At 59.4% G+C, this 18,442-nt stretch carries 20 protein-coding genes; 9 read left to right on the top strand and 11 right to left on the bottom strand.

Features of this window, described 5'->3' with window-relative positions:
• Positions 1-60 precede the first annotated feature (60 nt).
• Positions 61-1,017 carry a LysR family transcriptional regulator gene (locus tag JFT87_RS24090; RefSeq protein WP_201205465.1) on the bottom strand — a complete coding sequence of 319 codons (957 nt, stop codon included), beginning with the start codon at positions 1,015-1,017 and terminating at the stop codon, positions 61-63.
• A 125-nt stretch (positions 1,018-1,142) separates the two neighbouring features.
• Between JFT87_RS24090 and JFT87_RS24085 the strand changes: the two genes are divergently transcribed.
• Complete coding sequence (locus JFT87_RS24085; protein ID WP_201206736.1) at positions 1,143-1,877, top strand: sulfite exporter TauE/SafE family protein; 735 nt, start codon at positions 1,143-1,145, stop codon at positions 1,875-1,877.
• Here JFT87_RS24085 and JFT87_RS24080 read toward each other — a convergent pair.
• Positions 1,867-2,721, bottom strand: a complete 855-nt coding sequence (locus tag JFT87_RS24080) for a LysR substrate-binding domain-containing protein (protein ID WP_201205463.1) — start codon at positions 2,719-2,721, stop codon at positions 1,867-1,869. The two genes, JFT87_RS24085 and JFT87_RS24080, sit on opposite strands and share 11 nt — an antisense overlap.
• A 96-nt stretch (positions 2,722-2,817) precedes the next feature.
• Here JFT87_RS24080 and JFT87_RS24075 point away from each other — a divergent pair, with 96 nt between their 5' ends.
• The gene (locus JFT87_RS24075) at positions 2,818-3,033 is read left to right on the top strand and encodes a DUF1127 domain-containing protein (RefSeq protein WP_123410637.1); all 216 of its coding nucleotides are present in this window, start codon (positions 2,818-2,820) and stop codon (positions 3,031-3,033) included.
• A gap of 64 nt (positions 3,034-3,097) precedes the next feature.
• Positions 3,098-4,327, top strand: coding sequence for a winged helix-turn-helix domain-containing protein (locus JFT87_RS24070; RefSeq protein ID WP_201205462.1), 1,230 nt, complete (start codon positions 3,098-3,100; stop codon positions 4,325-4,327).
• Positions 4,328-4,434: 107 nt separating this feature from the next.
• Here JFT87_RS24070 and JFT87_RS24065 read toward each other — a convergent pair whose 3' ends face one another.
• Complete coding sequence (locus tag JFT87_RS24065; protein ID WP_201205460.1) at positions 4,435-5,781, bottom strand: class II 3-deoxy-7-phosphoheptulonate synthase; 1,347 nt, start codon at positions 5,779-5,781, stop codon at positions 4,435-4,437.
• Positions 5,782-5,942: 161 nt separating this feature from the next.
• Here JFT87_RS24065 and JFT87_RS24060 point away from each other — a divergent pair, with 161 nt between their 5' ends.
• On the top strand, positions 5,943-6,698 hold the full coding sequence (locus JFT87_RS24060; protein WP_201191269.1) for a spermidine synthase: 756 nt from the start codon (positions 5,943-5,945) through the stop codon (positions 6,696-6,698).
• A 135-nt stretch (positions 6,699-6,833) separates the two neighbouring features.
• Here JFT87_RS24060 and JFT87_RS24055 read toward each other — a convergent pair whose 3' ends face one another.
• Positions 6,834-7,625 (bottom strand): crotonase/enoyl-CoA hydratase family protein, encoded by a 792-nt coding sequence (locus JFT87_RS24055; protein ID WP_201205458.1) that lies wholly within the window; start codon positions 7,623-7,625, stop codon positions 6,834-6,836.
• A gap of 432 nt (positions 7,626-8,057) precedes the next feature.
• Between JFT87_RS24055 and JFT87_RS24050 the strand changes: the two genes are divergently transcribed.
• Positions 8,058-9,731: a DEAD/DEAH box helicase gene (locus tag JFT87_RS24050; RefSeq protein WP_123510266.1), complete on the top strand. Its 1,674-nt coding sequence runs from the start codon at positions 8,058-8,060 to the stop codon at positions 9,729-9,731.
• A 138-nt stretch (positions 9,732-9,869) separates the two neighbouring features.
• Here JFT87_RS24050 and JFT87_RS24045 read toward each other — a convergent pair whose 3' ends face one another.
• The gene (locus tag JFT87_RS24045) at positions 9,870-10,637 is read right to left on the bottom strand and encodes a DODA-type extradiol aromatic ring-opening family dioxygenase (RefSeq protein WP_201205455.1); all 768 of its coding nucleotides are present in this window, start codon (positions 10,635-10,637) and stop codon (positions 9,870-9,872) included.
• Positions 10,638-10,740: 103 nt separating this feature from the next.
• Between JFT87_RS24045 and JFT87_RS24040 the strand changes: the two genes are divergently transcribed.
• Positions 10,741-11,397 (top strand): thiopurine S-methyltransferase, encoded by a 657-nt coding sequence (locus JFT87_RS24040; RefSeq protein ID WP_201205453.1) that lies wholly within the window; start codon positions 10,741-10,743, stop codon positions 11,395-11,397.
• An 87-nt stretch (positions 11,398-11,484) separates the two neighbouring features.
• Here the strand turns inward: JFT87_RS24040 and JFT87_RS24035 are convergent, their stop codons facing one another.
• Both JFT87_RS24035 and mobA read right to left on the bottom strand, forming a co-directional pair.
• The gene (locus tag JFT87_RS24035) at positions 11,485-11,706 is read right to left on the bottom strand and encodes a YgdI/YgdR family lipoprotein (protein ID WP_201191232.1); all 222 of its coding nucleotides are present in this window, start codon (positions 11,704-11,706) and stop codon (positions 11,485-11,487) included.
• 77 nt (positions 11,707-11,783) lie between these two features.
• Positions 11,784-12,386: a molybdenum cofactor guanylyltransferase MobA gene (gene mobA, locus JFT87_RS24030; protein ID WP_201205451.1), complete on the bottom strand. Its 603-nt coding sequence runs from the start codon at positions 12,384-12,386 to the stop codon at positions 11,784-11,786.
• Between the two features lie 81 nt (positions 12,387-12,467).
• Here mobA and moaB point away from each other — a divergent pair, with 81 nt between their 5' ends.
• Both moaB and JFT87_RS24020 read left to right on the top strand, forming a co-directional pair.
• A complete protein-coding gene (gene moaB / locus JFT87_RS24025) occupies positions 12,468-13,007 on the top strand; it encodes a molybdenum cofactor biosynthesis protein B (protein ID WP_201205449.1) in 540 nt (179 codons plus the stop codon).
• Positions 13,008-13,029: 22 nt separating this feature from the next.
• Entirely contained in the window at positions 13,030-14,217 is a 1,188-nt protein-coding gene (locus JFT87_RS24020; protein ID WP_201206734.1) for a molybdopterin molybdotransferase MoeA, read from the top strand.
• Positions 14,218-14,276: 59 nt separating this feature from the next.
• Here the strand turns inward: JFT87_RS24020 and JFT87_RS24015 are convergent, their stop codons facing one another.
• Positions 14,277-14,570, bottom strand: a complete 294-nt coding sequence (locus JFT87_RS24015) for a hypothetical protein (protein ID WP_201205447.1) — start codon at positions 14,568-14,570, stop codon at positions 14,277-14,279.
• A 306-nt stretch (positions 14,571-14,876) separates the two neighbouring features.
• Between JFT87_RS24015 and yegS the strand changes: the two genes are divergently transcribed.
• Positions 14,877-15,794, top strand: a complete 918-nt coding sequence (gene yegS, locus JFT87_RS24010; RefSeq protein ID WP_201205445.1) for a lipid kinase YegS — start codon at positions 14,877-14,879, stop codon at positions 15,792-15,794.
• Here the strand turns inward: yegS and JFT87_RS24005 are convergent.
• The 3 genes from JFT87_RS24005 to JFT87_RS23995 form a co-directional block, all read right to left on the bottom strand.
• A complete protein-coding gene (locus tag JFT87_RS24005; protein ID WP_201205443.1) occupies positions 15,778-16,437 on the bottom strand; it encodes a response regulator in 660 nt (219 codons plus the stop codon). The genes yegS and JFT87_RS24005 overlap by 17 nt on opposite strands.
• Positions 16,434-17,327 carry a sensor histidine kinase gene (locus tag JFT87_RS24000; protein WP_201206733.1) on the bottom strand — a complete coding sequence of 298 codons (894 nt, stop codon included), beginning with the start codon at positions 17,325-17,327 and terminating at the stop codon, positions 16,434-16,436. Before JFT87_RS24000 ends, JFT87_RS24005 begins: the two co-directional genes overlap by 4 nt.
• 517 nt (positions 17,328-17,844) lie before the next feature.
• Positions 17,845-18,315, bottom strand: coding sequence for a hypothetical protein (locus JFT87_RS23995; RefSeq protein WP_201205441.1), 471 nt, complete (start codon positions 18,313-18,315; stop codon positions 17,845-17,847).
• Between the last annotated feature and the right edge of the window lie 127 nt (positions 18,316-18,442).

Raw genomic sequence — 18,442 nt, 5'->3', positions numbered from 1 at the left:
CTTGATCAGTGATCGTCATGAATCTAGCGGGCGAATCTTTAATGCGCCAGATAATTATGGCTAGTGCCGGCCCAGATCGCTTTGCAGCGCCAGATCCCATGGGGCAATCGGGCTGAAGCGGGTTTTCAGGTATTCCAGCAGCAAACGACTGCGAGAACTGGCCTGTTGCTCCAGGCGCAGAGCGTAAATCCCTGCGGTCTCGGGTTTTGGCAAGCCCTTTTCGCAGAACAGCGGCAGCAGTTCGCCGCGCAGCAGGTATTCGCTGGCCAGCCATGTCGGCAGGTGCGCGATGCCCAGCCCGGCCAGTGCGCCGCAGACCAGCGCTTCGGCATTGTTGGCGCTCATGCGGATGCGCGCGGGTCGGTGCAACTGCATGTGCCCGTCCCGTTCAAAGCGCCAGGCGAAGGGCGGGGCCAGGCCGTCCCAGTCCAGACCATCGTGTTCGCTCAGTTGCGACGGATCGGTCGGCACGCCTCGGCGCTTCAAATAGTCGGGACTGGCGCAGGCAATGCGCACCATGTTCGCCAGCGGTGTGGCCACCAGCCGGGTATCGGCGATCTGCCCGGCGCGCAGCACCAGATCGACCTTGCCCAGGTTCAAGCCCTGCATGTCGACAAAGCTGTCGATCAGGTGCAATTGCACGTCGAGGCCGGGATACAGCATCAGAAAATCGGCAATGACCGGGGCCAGATGCCGGCGTCCGAATGCCGCTGGCGCGTCGACCCGAATCAAGCCTTCGGGCGCGCTGCTCAGGGACACCGCTTCGGCCCGGGCCAGGCGCAGCTCGGCAACGATCCGCCGCGCACGTTCGGCAAACGCCAACCCGGCCGGGGTCGCGCGCACGGCGTGGGTGCTACGCAGAAACAACTGGCTGCCGACCGCGTTTTCCAGACTGTCGATGCGTCGGGCCACCGCCGAAGGCGTCAGCGGATGGCGCCGGGACGCGGCGGAAAAGCTCCCGGTTTCCAGCACATCGAGGAACAGCCCGAGTTGGTCGGTCAATTGATTGGGGTTCATGGTTCTACCAGTGCCTGTGCGAAATCGGCACAGCCATTGTGCGTTGCTGTGCGTTTCCCCGCTAGCGCCGACTGCGTAGGATGAAAGACCTGACGAGAGGGAATTGGCCTGTGATTGAGTTTTTGATGTACCTGATCTTTGGCGCGGCCCTGGGCACTTTGGGTGGTTTGTTCGGCATTGGCGGTGGTCTGATCGCCATTCCGCTGCTCGGCGTGTTGTGCGGGCTCGACCAGCAACTGGCCCAAGGCACGGCGCTGGTGATGGTGGTGCCGAACGTGATGCTCGCGCTGTGGCGTTATCACCAACGCAATCGCATTGAATTGCGCCATGCATTGCCACTGGCTTCGATGGGGTTCTGCTTTGCCTGGATCGGTTCGATCTGGGCAGTGGGCATTGATGCGCAAACCATGCGCGTGGGATTTGTCGCGTTCCTGGTCGCCCTGTCGACCTACAACCTGCTGAAAATGTTCGGTCGTCAACCCGCTACCACTTCCGAAATGCGTTATTCGTGGCCATGGCTGGGCGTGCTGGGCGCGGCATCCGGGACCATGGGCGGGTTGTTTGGTGTGGGCGGGGCGGTGGTGGCGACGCCGGTGCTGACCAGCCTGTTCGGCACCACTCAGGTGGTGGCCCAAGGTTTGTCGCTGGCGCTGGCGTTGCCGAGCACCGGCGTTACCTTGGTAACTTACGCGGCGCATCATCAAGTGAACTGGATGATTGGCCTGCCCTTGGCAGTCGGTGGATTGCTGAGCATCAGTTGGGGTGTGAAAGTCGCTCACGCCATGCCGGAACGGCTGCTGCGCGGGCTGTTCTGTGGTTTCCTGGTGTTCTGTGCGGTGATGCTCGCGTTTAAAGTTTGAAGCCTTCGACGATGTGCTCGGCCAGGCATTCGGTGATTGGCGACGGGTTGTGGAGGTTGCGCACCAGCATAATGCAGGCCTCGGGCAGCAGCGGCAGGTCTTCGGCGGCGCCGAGGATTCGCATGTCCGGGGTGATCAGGCTTTCCAGTTGCGCGGTCACCGCCAGCCCGGCGCTGACCACCGCCATCAGCGCCGACAGGCTCGAGCTGTTGTAGGCAATGCGGTAATCGCGGCCCATCGCGTCGAGGGCGTTGCACGCCCACAACCGGCAGAAACAATCACTGTTGAACATCGCCAGGGGCAGGGGCGTTTGCTCGTGGGCGCTGAAACATTGCGCTTCGGCCCAGACAAAACGTTCCTTGCGCAGCAACTGGCCAATCTCGGTGCCCGGCTCGCGAGTGACGATCGATAGATCGAGATCGGTGCGCTGCAACAGTTGCTTGGTCGATTCGCAATGAACTTCGATCTGGATCAGCGGGTAGAACTGCGCGAATCGCGACAGGATCCCCGGCAGAAAGCGCATCACGTAATCATCCGGCGTGCCGATGCGCACCGTGCCGACCATGTGCGGCTCGCGCAGGGTATTGAAGACTTCGCTGTGGAGTTTGAGGATGCGTCGCGCATAGCCGAGCAGCACCTGGCCTTCGGCGGTCAGCTTGACCTGGCGCCCGTCGCGTTCGAACAGCTGGCGCTGCAACACGTCCTCTTCCAGGCGTTTCATCTGCATGCTCACCGCAGACTGAGTGCGGTTGACCATTTCGCCGGCACGGGTGAAGCCGCCCTGGTCGGCGATGGCAACAAAGGTGCGCAGTACATCAGTATCGATACTTGGGTACGCCGACATTCATCAATCTCCGAGATGCATACCATCAGAAACATTCGTTGGATTGATCTTAGCTTCGGCGCGAGACTTGAGCCATCCCTAAAGGAGGGCGACATGATGAAAGGTCAACACGAGCATGTAACGGCAGAAAAATTCTCAATCCACGCGGTTTCCGATTTGCTGCACAAGTTTAGTCGCTGGTACGAACTTCACCGCGAACGTGAGCTATTGGCGAGCCTGAGCGATGAAGCGCTGAAGGACATCGGTGTGAGTCGTGCGGATGTCGAGCACGAATCGATCCGGCCGTTCTGGGACGATCCGATGCATAAATGATGATTCCATTGCTACACAAACCCCTTCCTGGTGAGGTAGGTTGCGAGCAGACAAGGAGATGCTCATGCCCGCAACGCTGTCCTTTTCCAACAAACAGGCTCGACGTCTGGCACTGGCTGCCCAAGGGTTCAACGGGCGCCAGCCGCCAGCGGCGATCAAGCCGGTACAACTCAACCGACTGATCGAACGCCTGGGCATTTTGCAGATCGATTCGGTCAATGCGTTAGTGCGCTCGCACTACCTTCCCTTGTTTTCCCGCCTCGGCAACTATTCATCCGACTTGCTCGACCAGGCTGCCTGGAGTCAGGGCCGTCGACGCACGTTGTTCGAATATTGGGGCCACGAAGCTTCGTTGTTGCCGTTGTCCATGTACCCGCTGATGCGCTGGCGCATGCAGCGCGCTACCCGTGGCGAAGACATCTACCAGCAACTGGCGCGGTTTGGGCGTGAGGAACAGGACACGATTCGCCGGGTGCTGGGTTCGGTTGAGGAATTGGGCGCGCTGGGCGCTGGCAGTTTGTCGACCCGTCAGGAACGGGCCGGGCCGTGGTGGGACTGGAGCGCCGAAAAGCATGCGCTGGAATGGCTGTTTGCCGCTGGGGAGGTGACTGTCGCTGGCCGGCGCGGGTTCGAACGGCTTTACGATTTGCCAGAGCGAGTCATTCCCTCGGCCGTTCTCCAGCAGCCTTTGCTCACAGAAGCCGAAGCCCAATGCGGTCTGTTGTTGCATGCCGCGAATGCCTTGGGTGTGGCGACGGAAAAGGACCTGCGGGACTATTTTCGCCTGAACCCGGCCGACAGCCGACGGCGTGTGGCTGAGTTGGTCGAGGCCGGTGAGCTGCTGACCTGCGAAGTCGAGGGCTGGCGGCATCCGGCTTATTGCCTGCCCGAGCCCAAGGTGCCGCGCAAGGTCGAGGCCAGCGCCTTGCTGTCACCGTTTGATTCGCTGATCTGGGAGCGTAGCCGCACCGAGCGGTTGTTTGATTTCCGGTATCGGTTGGAGATCTACACGCCTCAGGACAAACGGGTCTACGGCTATTACGTGTTGCCGTTTTTGCACAACGAACGGATTGCTGCGCGGGTGGATTTGCGAGCTGAACGGGCGTTGGGCCGTTTGGCGGTGCACGCCGTGCATGAAGAAGAGCCGGGGCTGGATGAGGCGGGGATGATGGCGTTGGCGGTCAATTTGCGGCAGATGGCGGATTGGTTGGGCTTGGAGCGGGTGCAGTTGAATTGTCAGCGGGTGAGTGCGGGGCGGTTAAGGGTGGCATTGGCTCAAATTTGTGGTGATTGAGCTGACGTCATCGCGAGCAAGCTCGCTCCCACAGGGGTTAGGTGATCCACTGTGGGAGCGAGCTTGCTCGCGATAGCGGTAGGTCAATCAACCAGAGACTGGCTGACTCACCGGCGGACTTGCTTCAACGTCTCGGCAATCAAAAACGCCAACTCCAGCGACTGATCAGCATTCATCCGCGGATCGCAATGGGTGTGGTAACGGTCCGACAACCCATCCTCGGTAATCGGCCGCGCGCCACCAATGCACTCGGTCACGTTCTGCCCGGTCATTTCGATGTGGATACCGCCGGCATAGGTGCCTTCCGCTTCGTGGACCTGGAAGAACTGCTTAACCTCGCCGAGGATTTGCGCGAAATCGCGGGTCTTGTAGCCGCTGCTGGCCTTGATGGTGTTGCCGTGCATCGGGTCGCAGCTCCACAGCACTTTCTTGCCTTCACGCTCAACAGCGCGAATCAACTGCGGCAGATGATCGCCGACCTTGTTCGCGCCCATCCGTGCAATCAGGTTCAGGCGACCTGGATCGTTGTCCGGATTAAGCACGTCGATCAGGCGAATCAGGTCCTCTGGGTTCATGCTCGGGCCGACTTTCACGCCGATCGGGTTGTTCACGCCGCGCAGGAACTCGACGTGTGCGCCGTCGAGCTGACGGGTACGGTCGCCGATCCAGAGCATGTGGGCCGAGCAGTCGTAGTAATCGTTGGTCAGGCTGTCGCGACGGACAAAGGCTTGTTCGAAGTTCAGCAGCAGCGCTTCGTGGGCGGTGAAGAAACTGGTTTCGCGCAGTTGTGGCGAGGTGTCCATGCCGCAGGCGCGCATGAAGGCCAGGGTTTCATCGATGCGATCGGCCAGATGGCTGTATTTCTCGGCCAGGGCCGAATTGGCGATGAAATCCAGGTTCCACTTGTGCACCTGATGCAGGTCGGCAAACCCGCCCTGGGCGAAGGCGCGCAGCAGGTTCAGGGTCGCGGTGGACTGGTGATAGGACTGCAGCAGGCGTTCCGGGTCCGGGACGCGGCTTTTTTCGTCGAAACCGATGCCGTTGACGATGTCGCCACGGTAGGCGGGCAGGGTCACGCCGTTGATGGTTTCGTCGTTGGCCGAACGCGGCTTGGCGAACTGACCGGCCATGCGCCCGACCTTGACCACCGGGCAACCGGCGGCGAAGGTCATGACGATCGCCATTTGCAGCAACACTTTGAAGGTGTCGCGGATTTTCGCGGCGGAGAACTCGGCGAAGCTTTCGGCGCAGTCGCCGCCCTGCAACAGAAACGCGCGGCCCTGGGTCACTTCGGCAAACTGACGGCGCAACTCCCGGGCTTCACCGGCAAACACCAGCGGCGGATAGCTGGCCAGGGTTTGCTCGACCTGCAGCAAATGCGCTGCGTCGGGGTATTGGGGTTGTTGCTGGATCGGCAAGGCGCGCCAGCTGTCAGGGCTCCAGGGTTGGCTCATCACGTTCTCTAGTGTTTACGCACGGGCGCTCATGTTATCAGCAATTAGTGCGTGACCTATTCCCGTCGCTTCGCGGACAATCGCGCCTTTGCCGCTTCATGTTGCGGTGTATTGCGTCACCGTTTGCCAAGTGGCAGACCCGGTGACGATCAGGAGACGAAATGACTGAGGAGCGCGTCGAGCATCTGCTCGCCGAGGTACAGGATGAGTTCGGCGTGATTCGCGTGCTGGAAGTGGCCGATTACCGTTTTCTCGAATTCGGCGATGCCATCGAGCAAAGCTGCGTGTTCACTGCCGATCCGAGCTGGCTGGAGTACGACTACACCCGCGCCATGCTGATCGGCGCGTTGTGCCATGAACAGCCGGAAAGCGCGCTGTTCCTGGGCCTTGGCGCCGGCACGCTGACCCAGGCCTGTCTCAAGTTCCTGCCGCTGGAAGACGTCGAAGCCATCGAGTTGCGCCCCGACGTGCCACGCCTGGCCATCGAATACCTGGGGCTGGATGACGATCCTCGGTTGTACATCCGGGTTGGCGATGCGCTGGAACTGCTCGACACGGCCGAGCCGGCGGACCTGATTTTCGTCGATCTTTACACCGATGTCGGGCCCGGCGTCGGGCATCTGGCCTGGGGGTTTCTGACCGATTGCCAGAAACGCTTGAATCCGGGTGGCTGGCTGGTGATCAATCAGTGGGCGACCGACGATGGTAAACCGCTGGGTGCGGCGTTGTTGCGCGGGCTCTACCACCGCCATTACTGGGAGCTGCCGGTGAAGGAGGGCAATGTGATCCTGATCGTGCCGTCGGAGCTGGATCAGGAACTGGACATGGACGGCTTGATCGCCCGGGCCGAAGGGCTGGCGCCGCGATTGGGGTATTCGTTGACGTCCTTGATCAAGGCGATTCGCCCGGCCACATGATTCGCTGAATGTGCCGGCCCCATCGCGGGCAAGCCCGCTCCCACAGTGACCGTGTCGTTCACAGATTTTGTGTACGGCGCGGAACCTGTGGGAGCGGGCTTGCCCGCGATGGGGTCGGCATGACCGCCACCTGTTTCAAATACCTTTGAATATTCCGGGGCGCCGTTCCACCAAAGACCGCACGCCTTCCTTTGCATCCTCACTCGCCAGCAACTTCTTCACCATCGGCGGCAACGCCTGCGCCGCCGCCGTTTCCCCTTCGTAACGTGCCTGCCTGGCCGACATCAGCGTCGCCTGAACCCCCAGCGGCGCCTGTCGGGCAATGCGCTCGGCCAGTTCAATCGCCCTCGGCAGCAAATCCTCGCTGGCCATCACTTCCTGCACCAGCCCCAGACGCAAGGCGTCATGGGCGTCGAATTCATCGCCGGTCAGTAGCCAGCGCATGGCGTTGCCCCAACCGGCCACTTGATGCAGACGCAGGGTGGCGCCGCCGAACGGGAAGATCCCGCGCTGCACTTCCATCTGGGCGAAACGGGTATTGCTGGCACAGAGGTTGATATCGGCGGCCAGCATCAGCTCGATGCCAATGGTCAGGCAATAACCCTGGGCGGCGACAATCACCGGTTTGCTGACCCTGGGCCCGGCGAACACCCCCCATGGATCACAGCCGCCAGGTGGTGCCTGCCAACCGTTGGCGAGGGCGGCGCTGGCATTGATCAGGTCGAGCCCGGCAGTGAAATGCTCGCCATGGCCGAACACGATCGCCACCCGCGCTTCGCTGTCGGCCTCGAACTCGCCGTAGGCCAGGCTCAGTTCATTGAGCAGATCAAGGTCGAAGGCGTTGCGCTTGGCGACCCGGTCCAGGCCGATCAACAGGACATGGCCGCGTCGTTCGCGGCTGACACGGCTGGAAACGGGCTGATTCATGAGGCATTTCCTCGGGCGGGAAGGGGCTGGATGGGGGGTGTCAGACCGAAGGTCTGTGTCACAAGGGTGAACCGTTTTAGCGCCATCGCCAGCAGGGCCGGGCCTTTGAAAAATAGACCGTTGCGCGATTATCCGCAAAGCCTGTGACATAACGGTGTATGCGTCATTTTTCCGACAAATAATGCTCCCTTTTTGGGCGAATTCCGGTATAGTGCGCGCCGGCCTTTAACCGGGCCGCGTTTAGGTAGCGCAATTCCCCGAAGTCAGCTTCGGCTGCACGTCCGCACAGCGGACTCTTCCTTGACGAATCTTTTTCATTCATTCGTTTTCGCAAATCCCCGCCGACAAAGCAGCCAGGGCGACTCTTGAGTCTTACACGGCATGCGCAGCTTTGGAGCATGGGTCTTTGCGGATGCACTTAGAGGCAGACCCATGACCCAGGAAACCGGCGGCTTCGCCGCTTTTAATCTTAATCCGAATATTCTTGCAGCCGTCATCGCGACTGGCTACGAAGAGCCTTCGGCTATTCAGCAGCAATCGATCCCGATCATCATGGCCGGCCACGACATGATTGGCCAGGCGCAAACCGGTACCGGTAAAACCGCCGCGTTCGCTCTGCCAATCCTGCATCGCATCGATCCTGCTAAGCGCGAGCCGCAAGCCCTGATCCTGGCGCCAACCCGTGAGTTGGCGCTGCAAGTAGCAACCGCTTTCGAAACCTACGCCAAGCAAATGCCGGGCGTTACCGTTGTGGCCGTTTACGGCGGCGCCCCTATGGGTCCACAACTGAAAGCAATCCGCAATGGCGCACAGATTGTTGTCGCCACTCCGGGTCGTCTGTGCGACCACCTGCGTCGTGACGAAAAAGTCCTGTCTACCGTGAACCACCTGGTTCTCGACGAGGCGGACGAAATGCTCAAACTGGGTTTCATGGACGACCTCGAAGTTATCTTCAAGGCTCTGCCTCCAACCCGTCAGACCGTATTGTTCTCGGCGACCCTGCCGCAGTCGATCCGTGCCATTGCCGAGCGTCACCTGCGTGATCCGCAGCACGTGAAGATCCAGACCAAGACTCAGACCGTTACCGCGATCGAACAGGCTCACCTGTTGGTTCACGCTGACCAGAAGACCTCGGCTGTATTGAGCCTGCTGGAAGTTGAAGACTTCGACGCCCTGATCATGTTCGTGCGCACCAAGCAAGCGACCCTGGATCTGGCCAGTGCCCTGGAAGCCAAAGGCTACAAAGCCGCTGCGCTGAACGGTGACATTGCTCAGAACCAACGTGAGCGCGTGATCGAATCCCTCAAGGATGGCCGTCTGGACATCGTTGTTGCGACCGACGTAGCTGCTCGTGGTCTGGACGTTCCGCGTATCACTCACGTGTTCAACGTTGACATGCCGTACGACCCGGAATCCTACGTTCACCGTATCGGCCGTACTGGCCGTGCCGGTCGCGAAGGTCGTGCACTGCTGCTGGTGACTCCGCGTGAGCGCCGCATGCTGCAAGTGATCGAGCGTGTAACCGGTCAGAAGGTTGCTGAAGTTCGCCTGCCGGACGCCCAAGCTGTTCTCGATGCTCGCATCAAGAAACTGACCAACAGCCTGTCGCCGCTGGTTGCTGATGCCGAATCGACTCACGGTGATCTGCTGGATCGCCTGACCGCTGACATCGGTTGCACTCCGCGTGCACTGGCTGCTGCTCTGCTGCGCAAGGCCACCAACGCTCAGGCGTTGACCCTGGCTGCGATCGAGAAAGAACGTCCACTGGTGCCGAACAACGCACCGCGCGGCGATCGTCCAGAGCGTACCGGTGATCGTCCGGACCGTGGTGATCGTGAGCGTCGTGCTCCGGTTGCATTGGCTGAAGGTCGTGCTCGTTGCCGTACCGCGCTGGGCGCGCGTGATGGTATCGCTGCCAAGAACCTGCTGGGCGCTATCCTCAACGAGGGTGGCCTGGCTCGCGAAGCAATCGGTCGCATCCAGGTACGTGACAGCTTCAGCCTCGTCGAACTGCCGGAAGATGGTCTGGAAAAACTCCTGACCAAACTGAAGGACACTCGCGTTGCTGGAAAGCAGTTGAAGCTGCGTCGCTACCGCGAAGATTAATCCGCTCTCGGGCTGATTGATCGAACATAAAAAATCCCCGACTGGTTCGGGGATTTTTTTTGCCTGAAAAAAATCGCAGCCTTCGGCAGCGCCCACAGGCGCGTAGCTGCCGAAGGCTGCGATCTTTTGATCTTAACGTTACCCGAAACGATAAATGTCCATGCCTAGCGCCCCCATGGTGAATCCCTGGTGCGCAATCCCGAACTCACCCCCAGCCCCGCGAGCAAAGTACAACGGCAGCAAATGCTCATCACTCGGATGGTTGCGCACAGCGTTCGGCGCCTGCTGGCGATAATCGTGCAACGCCGTTTCATCGTTGGCGGCCAGTTTTTCAATCATCCAGTCACGGAACGCCTTGGCCCACGGCTCGACGCTTTCCGGGCCGGCATGCCAGTCCAGTTCACGCAGGTTGTGGGTGATGCTGCCGGAGCCGATCAGCAACACGCCTTGTTCGCGCAGACTGGCCAGCGCATGACCCACGCGGGTTTGCAGGGCTGGGCCGCCACGGGTTGGCAGTGAGACTTGCACCACCGGAATGTCGGCCTGCGGGTACATCAATGACAACGGCACCCAGACCCCGTGATCGAACGGTCGCTTGGCGTTGATGCGCACAGGCAAGTCATCGGCTTTCAGCAACTCGACCACCTCTGCCGCCAGTTGTGGATTGCCTGGCGCCGGGTATTGCACTTCGAACAAGGCCTTTGGGAAGCCGCCGAAGTCATGCCAGGTTTCAGGCTGCGGGTTACCGCTGACCAGCAGCTCGTTGCTTTCCCAGTGCGCTGACACAATCACGATGGCCTTGGGCTTCGGCATTTCTGCAGCCAAGCGCGCCAGGGCCGGGCCGCTGGCCCCCGGTTCCAGTGCCAGCATCGGCGAACCATGGGATATGTAGAGGCTGGGGAACATGAATGAGCTCCTGAGGGGTAAGATGGCACCATCTTCAGTCAGATCATTGATCTAAATCTAATATAAGTTTTAGCGTCTTTTGATCGAATTTTCGGGATTAATTATGCAGCCGGAGTTTTGGCACAAGCGGTGGACGTCGAATCAGATCGGCTTTCACCTGCCGGAAGTGAATCCATATCTGCAACGGTACTGGCCGCAACTGGGCCTGGAGGAGGGCGCGCGCGTACTGGTGCCCTTATGTGGGAAAAGCCTGGACCTGCTGTGGCTGGCTAAATGTGGTCATGAAGTGTTGGGCGTCGAATTGTCGGAAAAAGCGGTGGAAGACTTTTTCCACGAGCATCAATTTGACCCTGACGTCAGCGACCAAGGCCCCTTCACCGTGTATCGGGCGGGTTCGATCGAGATTTGGTGCGGTGATTTCTTCGCGCTGACCGCTGGCGATGTCGCCGATTGCAGCGCGCTGTACGATCGCGCGGCGTTGATCGCCTTGCCGCCGACGATGCGTGAGCAGTATGCGGCGCATCTCCAAAGCATCTTGCCTGTTGGGTTACAGGGATTATTGATCACGCTGGATTACGATCAGACGCAAATGGCTGGGCCACCCTTCTCGGTTGACGGTGCGCAGGTGCAGCGTTTGTTGGGTTCAACATGGCAGGTAAAGCTGTTAGAGGCGCAGGACGTGTTGGACGATAGCTGGAAATTTGTCCAGGCGGGAGTGACGCGGCTGGAAGAGCGGGTTTATCGGATTTCCGCTGAATAACGTTCGCAGAGCAATAAAAAATGCCCCGACAGGTCGGGGCATTTTTTTGGCCAGGCAATCTGACCGTTTCAGGTATCGCTTTGAACCTTACAACTCTTTAACAGTACGAACCTGATCCTTGTTGATGCGAGTGTGCTTGCCATCCAGCTGTTCGAACTCGTAGAAACCCGACTCGGAATCGAATTTAGGCTGGTCGACGGCCTGGATTTCACGACCGTCATTCAAGGTGATCACTGTTGGCGATGCGCAACCGGCGAGGGTGGCAAGGCCCAGTGCGAGCATGAATGTGGCGAGGGTCCGTTGAGTCATGAGCGTGTCTCCGAATATGAATTCTTTTGGTTACTGAGCTTGTAGACGTATGCAACGCGCGCAAGTTCCTTCTCGTGTCAGTCTGACACAGTGTTATGTGCACTTAACAGTTCGGGGGTGTTCAGGTTGGCCAGGCGAGGGTCATTGTCAGGGCATTGCAGGGCAATGGCGCCGAGCTGGCGCATGATCCGGCCCGGGCTGCGTTCACCCTCGTTCCAGGCGTTTTCGAACGCATCTAAAAGGGCGACGGGGATAACGCACAGCAACGGCTCCCAATGTTCGCCGTGGCGCAGCATTAGCGGCTTGTCCGGATGAAGCCCGGCCGTTTCGCGCATGCTTTGCAGCAGCGCATCATCAATACGCGGCACATCACAGGGCAACACCAGCAGGTGCGGATGGCGGGCGGCCTTCAGGCCAGCACGAATACCGGCCAGAGGCCCAGGGAAATCGGTGTGATCATCAACGACCAATCGGTCGGCGTACGGCGCATATTTTTCCTGGTTTCTGTTGCAGGAGATGATCAGGTCATCGCTGAGTGCACGGGTCTTACGGTGCAGGTGGGCAATCAGCGGTTCGCCATGCCATTCGATCAACCCCTTGTCCTGGCCGCCCATGCGTTGGCCGCGCCCTCCCGCCAGGAGCAGAATGGAACACAGCGACAGCGGTGTATTTGACGTCATGGCAACTCTCCCTGGGGGCGGCAAAAAAATGAGGTGCTGTGATATAACACCGGGCTGTTTCCCCTACAACTGGACGAGCCTATGAAAGCCAAGGCTGATGTACCTTTCGCACCGCTCAACATCGCGGTGCTGACTGTCAGTGATACCCGTACCCTGGAAACCGACACTTCAGGCCAGGTGTTCGTCGACCGCCTGAACGCTGCCGGTCATAACCTCGCGGCGCGGGTGCTGCTTAAAGATGATCTCTACAAAATTCGTGCGCAAGTCGCCACCTGGATTGCCGACGATGTCGTGCAGGTGGTGCTGATCACTGGCGGCACCGGGTTCACCGGCCGCGACAGCACGCCGGAAGCGGTGAGTTGCCTGCTGGATAAACAGGTCGATGGTTTTGGCGAGCTGTTCCGGCAGATTTCGGTGGCAGACATCGGTACCTCGACCGTGCAGTCCCGAGCCCTGGCCGGTCTGGCCAACGGCACGCTGGTGTGCTGCTTGCCGGGCTCGACCAATGCCGTGCGCACTGGTTGGGATGGCATCCTCGCCGAACAACTGGATTCGCGGCACCGTCCGTGCAATTTCGTCCCTCATCTGAAACAGGCGGCACCCTGTGAATCCCGCGGGTAAGCCTGGCAAGACCGGCAGTTTGATGCCAGTCGAAGTGGCGCTCGCGCGTTTGCTGGAAATGGCCGAAGCGGCGCCGATTCGTGAACGTGAACGCCTGCCGCTGGCGCAGGTTCAGGGTCGAGTGTTGGCGGATGATCTGATCTCGACGCTGGATTTACCGCCCTGGCCCAACAGTGCCATGGACGGTTATGCCCTGCGCCTAGCCGATTGGACCGGCGAACCGTTGGTGGTTAGCCAGAGGATTTTTGCTGGCCAGGCACCGCAACCCTTGCAGCCTGGGACTTGCGCACGAATCTTCACCGGCGCGCCGGTGCCCGAGGGTGCGGACTGCGTGGAAATGCAGGAGAACGCTGAGGTTCGGGCAGACGAACGCGTAGTGTTCTCCGAGGCCATGACGGCGGGTCAAAACATTCGTCCGCAAGGCCAGGAAACCACCGTCGGCGAGTTGGTCTTGTCGGCGGGCACGCGTCTTGGACCGATCGAGCAGGGCTTGGCGGCATCACTGGGCTGTGCCGAGCTTGATGTGGTGCGCAAGGTTCGCGTCGCGGTGCTGTCCACCGGCGATGAACTGGTCGAACCCGGTCGGGCCCTGGGCCCGGGGCAGATCTACAACAGTAATCGCGTGTTGCTCTGTAGCTGGTTGCAGCGTTTGGGTTGCGAGGTCATTGACGCCGGCATCCTGGTGGATGATCTGGCCACCACCCGCGAGCGCCTCGGTGCATTGCAGGACGTTGATCTGATTCTTTCGACCGGTGGTGTGTCGGTGGGTGAGGCTGACTTTCTTGGCATTGCGTTGAGAGAGGAGGGCGAACTGGCGCTGTGGAAACTCGCCATCAAGCCCGGGAAGCCGCTGACGTTTGGTCATTTTCGGGGTGTCCCGGTCATTGGGCTGCCCGGCAATCCTGCGTCGACTCTGGTGACCTTCGCCTTGCTGACGCGCCCCTATCTGTTGCGCCGTCAGGGCGTTCAGGACGTTGAGCCGCTGAAGTTTGTGGTGCCTGCAGGGTTCGTCTGGTCTGTGGCAGGTAACCGGCGCGAGTATTTGCGTGGGCGCCTGGATCAGGGGCGTGCCGTTATCTATCGTAATCAAAGCTCGGGTGTCCTGCGCAGCGCGGCGTGGGCCGATGGGCTGGTGGAGGTGCTGGAAGGGCGAACGCTTGTCGAGGGCGACGAAGTGCTGTTCATTCCGCTGAGTGAGCTCCTCAGCTAGTTCGACCGCTGCATGTGCAGGCTCGGAGGTGCCTCCGAAGCCTGCATTCAATCGAACATTCAGCGAGTCATGATCGAAACGAGTTGTTCGAAGCGGCTGTTCGCCACCCATCCAAGCAAGCACAGGATCACGGCTGTGGCGCCCGCCGAATAGGCCAATCGATGTTTGATGGTTCTGACATCGCTGCGGACTTCATCCATGTCCCGGCGAATGTATTTGAGGTGGGTTTCCAGCTCTGTGACACGAGGTTCCATATTCACTTCTCCGGATTTGGTGCTGCTGGTGTGACTGGCACGACTCTCCGCGAGTGGAACAACCGGGCTTCCAGGCATCCTGACTTCTTGACTATGCATTGACGTGTCCGCCTGAAGGCTGCTCGTTAATGCCGTCATTTGAAATATCGAAAGCGTTAAGCGTATATCGACTCATTACTGCACATCCTTGTGTGTTTCAAATTGAAGATTGCTACCGCCAGGGCACGATGTGCCAATGATGGCGCCGGGTCAATTGAGCCGATTCCTCACGTTTTGTAAGAAAATATCCCGCTCTGTAGGACGCGAGGCGCCGAGGCCTGAATTAATTCAAGATCCGCTGACTTTTTTCGGTGCCTGTGAGGTCAACATCTCCCATACGGATTCCAATCATGGGGAGTTATCGCAATGGATGAGCGCAAGGCGCTGTTGATTCTGCATGGCAAGCAGGCACTCAACGAAGACGTGCGCGCGGCCGTCGAAGGCAAGCGCAAGGAGGGCTGGAATCTGGCCGTTCGGCTGACTTGGGAGGCGGGCGACGCCCAGCGTCTGGTGGGTGAAGCGCTGGCAGCGGGTTATACGCAGATCATTGCCGGCGGCGGCGATGGCACCTTGCGCGATATCGCCGAGGCCATGGCAGCGCATTCGAACGAGTCCAGCCTGGTGCTGATGCCATTGGGTACCGCTAATGATTTTGCGCGCGCTGCCGGCATCTCTCTGGAGCCTGCCCGGGCACTGGAGCTTCTGGACAGCGCCCCGGTCTCCATCGACCTGGGCGAGGTAGACGGACAAGTGTTTCTGAATATGGCCACTGGCGGTTTTGGCAGTAATGTCACGGCCAATACGTCGGAGGACCTGAAAAAGGTTCTGGGCGGGGCGGCGTACCTGTTCACCGGTTTATCGCGCTTCAGTGAATTGCATGCGGCCTATGGCGAATTGCAGGGACCGGACTTTTACTGGCGTGGCGAGCTGTTGGCACTGGGTATCGGAAATGGCCGACAGGCCGGTGGTGGTCGTGTGCTGTGCCCGCAAGCGCTGGTTGACGATGGATTGCTGGATATCAGCATTCTGCCAGCGCCGCAGGAGGTGGTAGGCACCTTGAAAAACCTGCTGGCCGATGGCTTCGGCATCGACAACATGTTCGTGCGAGCCCGTTTGCCGTGGGTCGAGATCAAAGTCTCGGAAGGCCTGCACATCAACCTTGATGGTGAGCCTCTGGAGGGGGACAGCTTGCGTTTCGAGGCGCGTGAGGCGGCATTGCGTGTGCATTTGCCGCCTAACTCACCGCTGCTGGGTTCATCGCCGGCTGTCAATCATCCAGGCTGATGATCTGTTCGCGCACGGCAAACAGCACTAGGCCCGCCACGTCGTAGATCTGCAAGCGTTTCATGATCTGCGAGCGGTGGGTTTCGACAGTCTTGATACTCAGGCCCAGACCGTTGGCGATTTCCCGGGTGGATTTGCCGCGAACGATCAGGCGCAGGATTTCCAGCTGACGGGCCGTCAGGTTGTGAGAGTCCGCAATAGTCGGCTGGTTTTTCTGAGTGCGCGTCAGTGCCTGGTTGATCACCGTGTGGGCAATGGCCGGGCTCAGATAGCGCTCGTTGTTGCGCAAGGCGTCCAGTGCGTGTTCGAGCTCGGTGGCCGTGGTGTCCTTGAGCAAATAACCGTGGGCGCCGGACTCCAACGCTTGCATGATCAGTGTCGGGTCGGTGTGCATCGACAGGATCAGTACTTTGCTTTGTGGGCGAACTCTTTTGAGTCGCTGCAAGGCTTCGAGGCCGCCGGTTTCCTTCATGGAAATATCCAGCAGGACGATGTCCGGGGACAGTTGCTCGACCATCTCCAGTAGTTGCGAGCCGTCATTGGCCTCGCCAACGACCGCGTAGCCGGGAATATCCAGCACCAGAGCGCGCACGCCTGCCCGGATAAGCGAGTGGTCATCCACCAGAAGTAAGTTACAAGTCAACGCAGAACCTTATTCGTGCTGGCCCGCTCGAGTGCGCGGGGCGCCCAGGGGAAAAGTGCTTCGATTTGAGTGCCTTTGCCCGGCTCGCTGGTCACGGTCAAGGTCCCGCCCAATTGATCGATCCGTTCCGACATCCCGGCCATTCCGCGCTGCCCTTCACGCGCGGGGTTTACCGCGGGCTCAAAGCCCTGGCCGTCGTCGCTGATCAGCAATGTCAGGCCCTGAGGCAGGCGTTGCAGGCGTACCAATAAATTTCTGGCCTCGGCGTGGCGCAGGATATTGGTCACCGCTTCCTGAGTAATCCGGAAGGCTGCCAGGGCCATTTCTTCAGAGAGCCCGGTCAAGCGCTGATGACACTCCAGGCTCCAGTGCACCGACGTATTGGCCAGGGTCTTGAGCAAGTGTGCCCGCAAACTGGCTTCCAGCCCAAGACTGGTCAGTTGCCGGGGGTTGAGGATAGCCGACACGTCACGCACCTTGGTCAACGTTTCTTCCAGGGTATCGCAGAGCGTCGAGCACTGGTCCTGCAGGTCTTCGGGTAGCCGACGTTTGAGCCATTCGCTTTGAAGTTTCGCTGCCGTCAGTAACTGGCCGATGTCGTCGTGCAACTCCCGGCTGAGCCGATGGCGTTCGTTTTCCTGTACTTCCAGAAGCCGATCGGCCAGCTCTTGTGGCTGAAACTTTATTGATTTGCGCGAGAGGCGATGCCCGACCCAGACGCAGGCAAGTGCTGCCAGATTGAGCACCAGCAGACCCGCCGGCAGTTGAGTGGACAGGCCATAGACCAACAGGCTGCCAAGTGCTGAGCAGGTACATAGCACCAGAGTGAACCGACGCGCGTTTTCTCTGGAAGGTGGCCACGTGGTGATTGACTTGAGGCTGGCGTACATAGCGGATGGAGCCAATGGATGTTCGCTGCGGGAAAATCGGTCAGGGGGGCCTGACGGATCTCTGTCTGAAAAAAACTATTGGGTGAAACAGCGACTTCAAGGGGTGAAACCAGTGGTTGAAATCGGCCTTGAAGTTTATCGAGCCGCTCTCGTCTGGAATCACGACGCCATTAATTGAAGCCAACTAATGGGCGGCATAATACCACTTAAGATACCGTTGGTCGCGTTTGGTATATATGTCCAGACAGTCAGGAATTCAGCTGTTCTGGACGTTAGTTCCATAATGGAAAAAGTGTGGTTATTGTCACGCGAGGATGCCGAAGGTAATTGGCCATTTATTTTTATGGTCAGGTATTACCTGAGTGCTAGAGCAATAGTCCTTGCGCGACAGAAACAATTATTTGTTTAGTGCTGTCGCTGACAGGTAAGAAAGTTTCAATTGCGACAGGTGCGCTCAAGTTATTGAGTCGGGTCTGGGTATTAAGAAAACCAGGCAACGCCTAGTTGGCCGGCAAATCTAAGCTTGCCGTTCCGAGAAGGCCACGAGGGTGAGCGGCTTGGCGTGGGCGGGTGGCTGAAAACGGTTTTGCCCGAGTTGAAAGGCAAACGCCTCAATCAAAGACGCTTGCTCGCTGTCATCGAGGGTCAACTGTCCGGTTTTCTGATCGATGAGTTCAAGTTGCCAGGCCATCAGCGTAAAGCAGTCTTTCAGCGCATCGAGAGCTTGATCGTTCAGGGCCATGTGGTGTTGGGCGTGATTCAACAAGCCATGAATATGCAGCGAAAACTCTGAAACCGCTTCCAGGGCCAGGGCATCGGCCTTGTTCGCCAGCTTCAGGAGGGTGCTGAGCATGCAGTCAATGGCGTCGGTGTCATTGCTGATCAGTTGCAGATGACAGAGACATTCCTCGGATTTAGCCAGGAGTGTTTCAGCCTCGACGAGAAACTCGGGAAGCCGTTGAGCGCCCTCTTTATGGTCGTACGGCATGCTTATCTCCACAACGTCATGTCAGATGAGGGAATGTCGTGCGTGTCGATAATCACGAGTTTTTGCGCGAACGCACCCCGGCAGGCTATTGCGCACGCTGGAGAACTCGAGAGGGTGGAGGGCCACT

The sequence above is a fragment of the Pseudomonas sp. TH15 genome (assembly GCF_016651105.1).
In the GTDB taxonomy this organism is placed as follows: domain Bacteria; phylum Pseudomonadota; class Gammaproteobacteria; order Pseudomonadales; family Pseudomonadaceae; genus Aquipseudomonas.
The sequence above is the reverse complement of the archived record's forward strand: the minus strand, read 5'-3'. Positions and strand labels throughout refer to the sequence as shown.

Excerpts from the sequence above, each read along its gene's own strand:
- JFT87_RS24090 (WP_201205465.1), bottom strand. The coding sequence starts at position 1,017 with ATGAACCCCAATCAATTGACCGACCAACTCGGGCTGTTCCTCGATGTG.
- JFT87_RS24085 (WP_201206736.1), top strand. The coding sequence starts at position 1,143 with ATGTACCTGATCTTTGGCGCGGCCCTGGGCACTTTGGGTGGTTTGTTC.
- JFT87_RS24080 (WP_201205463.1), bottom strand. The coding sequence starts at position 2,721 with ATGTCGGCGTACCCAAGTATCGATACTGATGTACTGCGCACCTTTGTT.
- JFT87_RS24075 (WP_123410637.1), top strand. The coding sequence starts at position 2,818 with ATGAAAGGTCAACACGAGCATGTAACGGCAGAAAAATTCTCAATCCAC.
- JFT87_RS24070 (WP_201205462.1), top strand. The coding sequence starts at position 3,098 with ATGCCCGCAACGCTGTCCTTTTCCAACAAACAGGCTCGACGTCTGGCA.
- JFT87_RS24065 (WP_201205460.1), bottom strand. The coding sequence starts at position 5,781 with ATGAGCCAACCCTGGAGCCCTGACAGCTGGCGCGCCTTGCCGATCCAG.
- JFT87_RS24060 (WP_201191269.1), top strand. The coding sequence starts at position 5,943 with ATGACTGAGGAGCGCGTCGAGCATCTGCTCGCCGAGGTACAGGATGAG.
- JFT87_RS24055 (WP_201205458.1), bottom strand. The coding sequence starts at position 7,625 with ATGAATCAGCCCGTTTCCAGCCGTGTCAGCCGCGAACGACGCGGCCAT.
- JFT87_RS24050 (WP_123510266.1), top strand. The coding sequence starts at position 8,058 with ATGACCCAGGAAACCGGCGGCTTCGCCGCTTTTAATCTTAATCCGAAT.
- JFT87_RS24045 (WP_201205455.1), bottom strand. The coding sequence starts at position 10,637 with ATGTTCCCCAGCCTCTACATATCCCATGGTTCGCCGATGCTGGCACTG.
- JFT87_RS24040 (WP_201205453.1), top strand. The coding sequence starts at position 10,741 with ATGCAGCCGGAGTTTTGGCACAAGCGGTGGACGTCGAATCAGATCGGC.
- JFT87_RS24035 (WP_201191232.1), bottom strand. The coding sequence starts at position 11,706 with ATGACTCAACGGACCCTCGCCACATTCATGCTCGCACTGGGCCTTGCC.
- mobA (WP_201205451.1), bottom strand. The coding sequence starts at position 12,386 with ATGACGTCAAATACACCGCTGTCGCTGTGTTCCATTCTGCTCCTGGCG.
- moaB (WP_201205449.1), top strand. The coding sequence starts at position 12,468 with ATGAAAGCCAAGGCTGATGTACCTTTCGCACCGCTCAACATCGCGGTG.
- JFT87_RS24020 (WP_201206734.1), top strand. The coding sequence starts at position 13,030 with ATGCCAGTCGAAGTGGCGCTCGCGCGTTTGCTGGAAATGGCCGAAGCG.
- JFT87_RS24015 (WP_201205447.1), bottom strand. The coding sequence starts at position 14,570 with ATGCATAGTCAAGAAGTCAGGATGCCTGGAAGCCCGGTTGTTCCACTC.
- yegS (WP_201205445.1), top strand. The coding sequence starts at position 14,877 with ATGGATGAGCGCAAGGCGCTGTTGATTCTGCATGGCAAGCAGGCACTC.
- JFT87_RS24000 (WP_201206733.1), bottom strand. The coding sequence starts at position 17,327 with ATGTACGCCAGCCTCAAGTCAATCACCACGTGGCCACCTTCCAGAGAA.
- JFT87_RS23995 (WP_201205441.1), bottom strand. The coding sequence starts at position 18,315 with ATGCCGTACGACCATAAAGAGGGCGCTCAACGGCTTCCCGAGTTTCTC.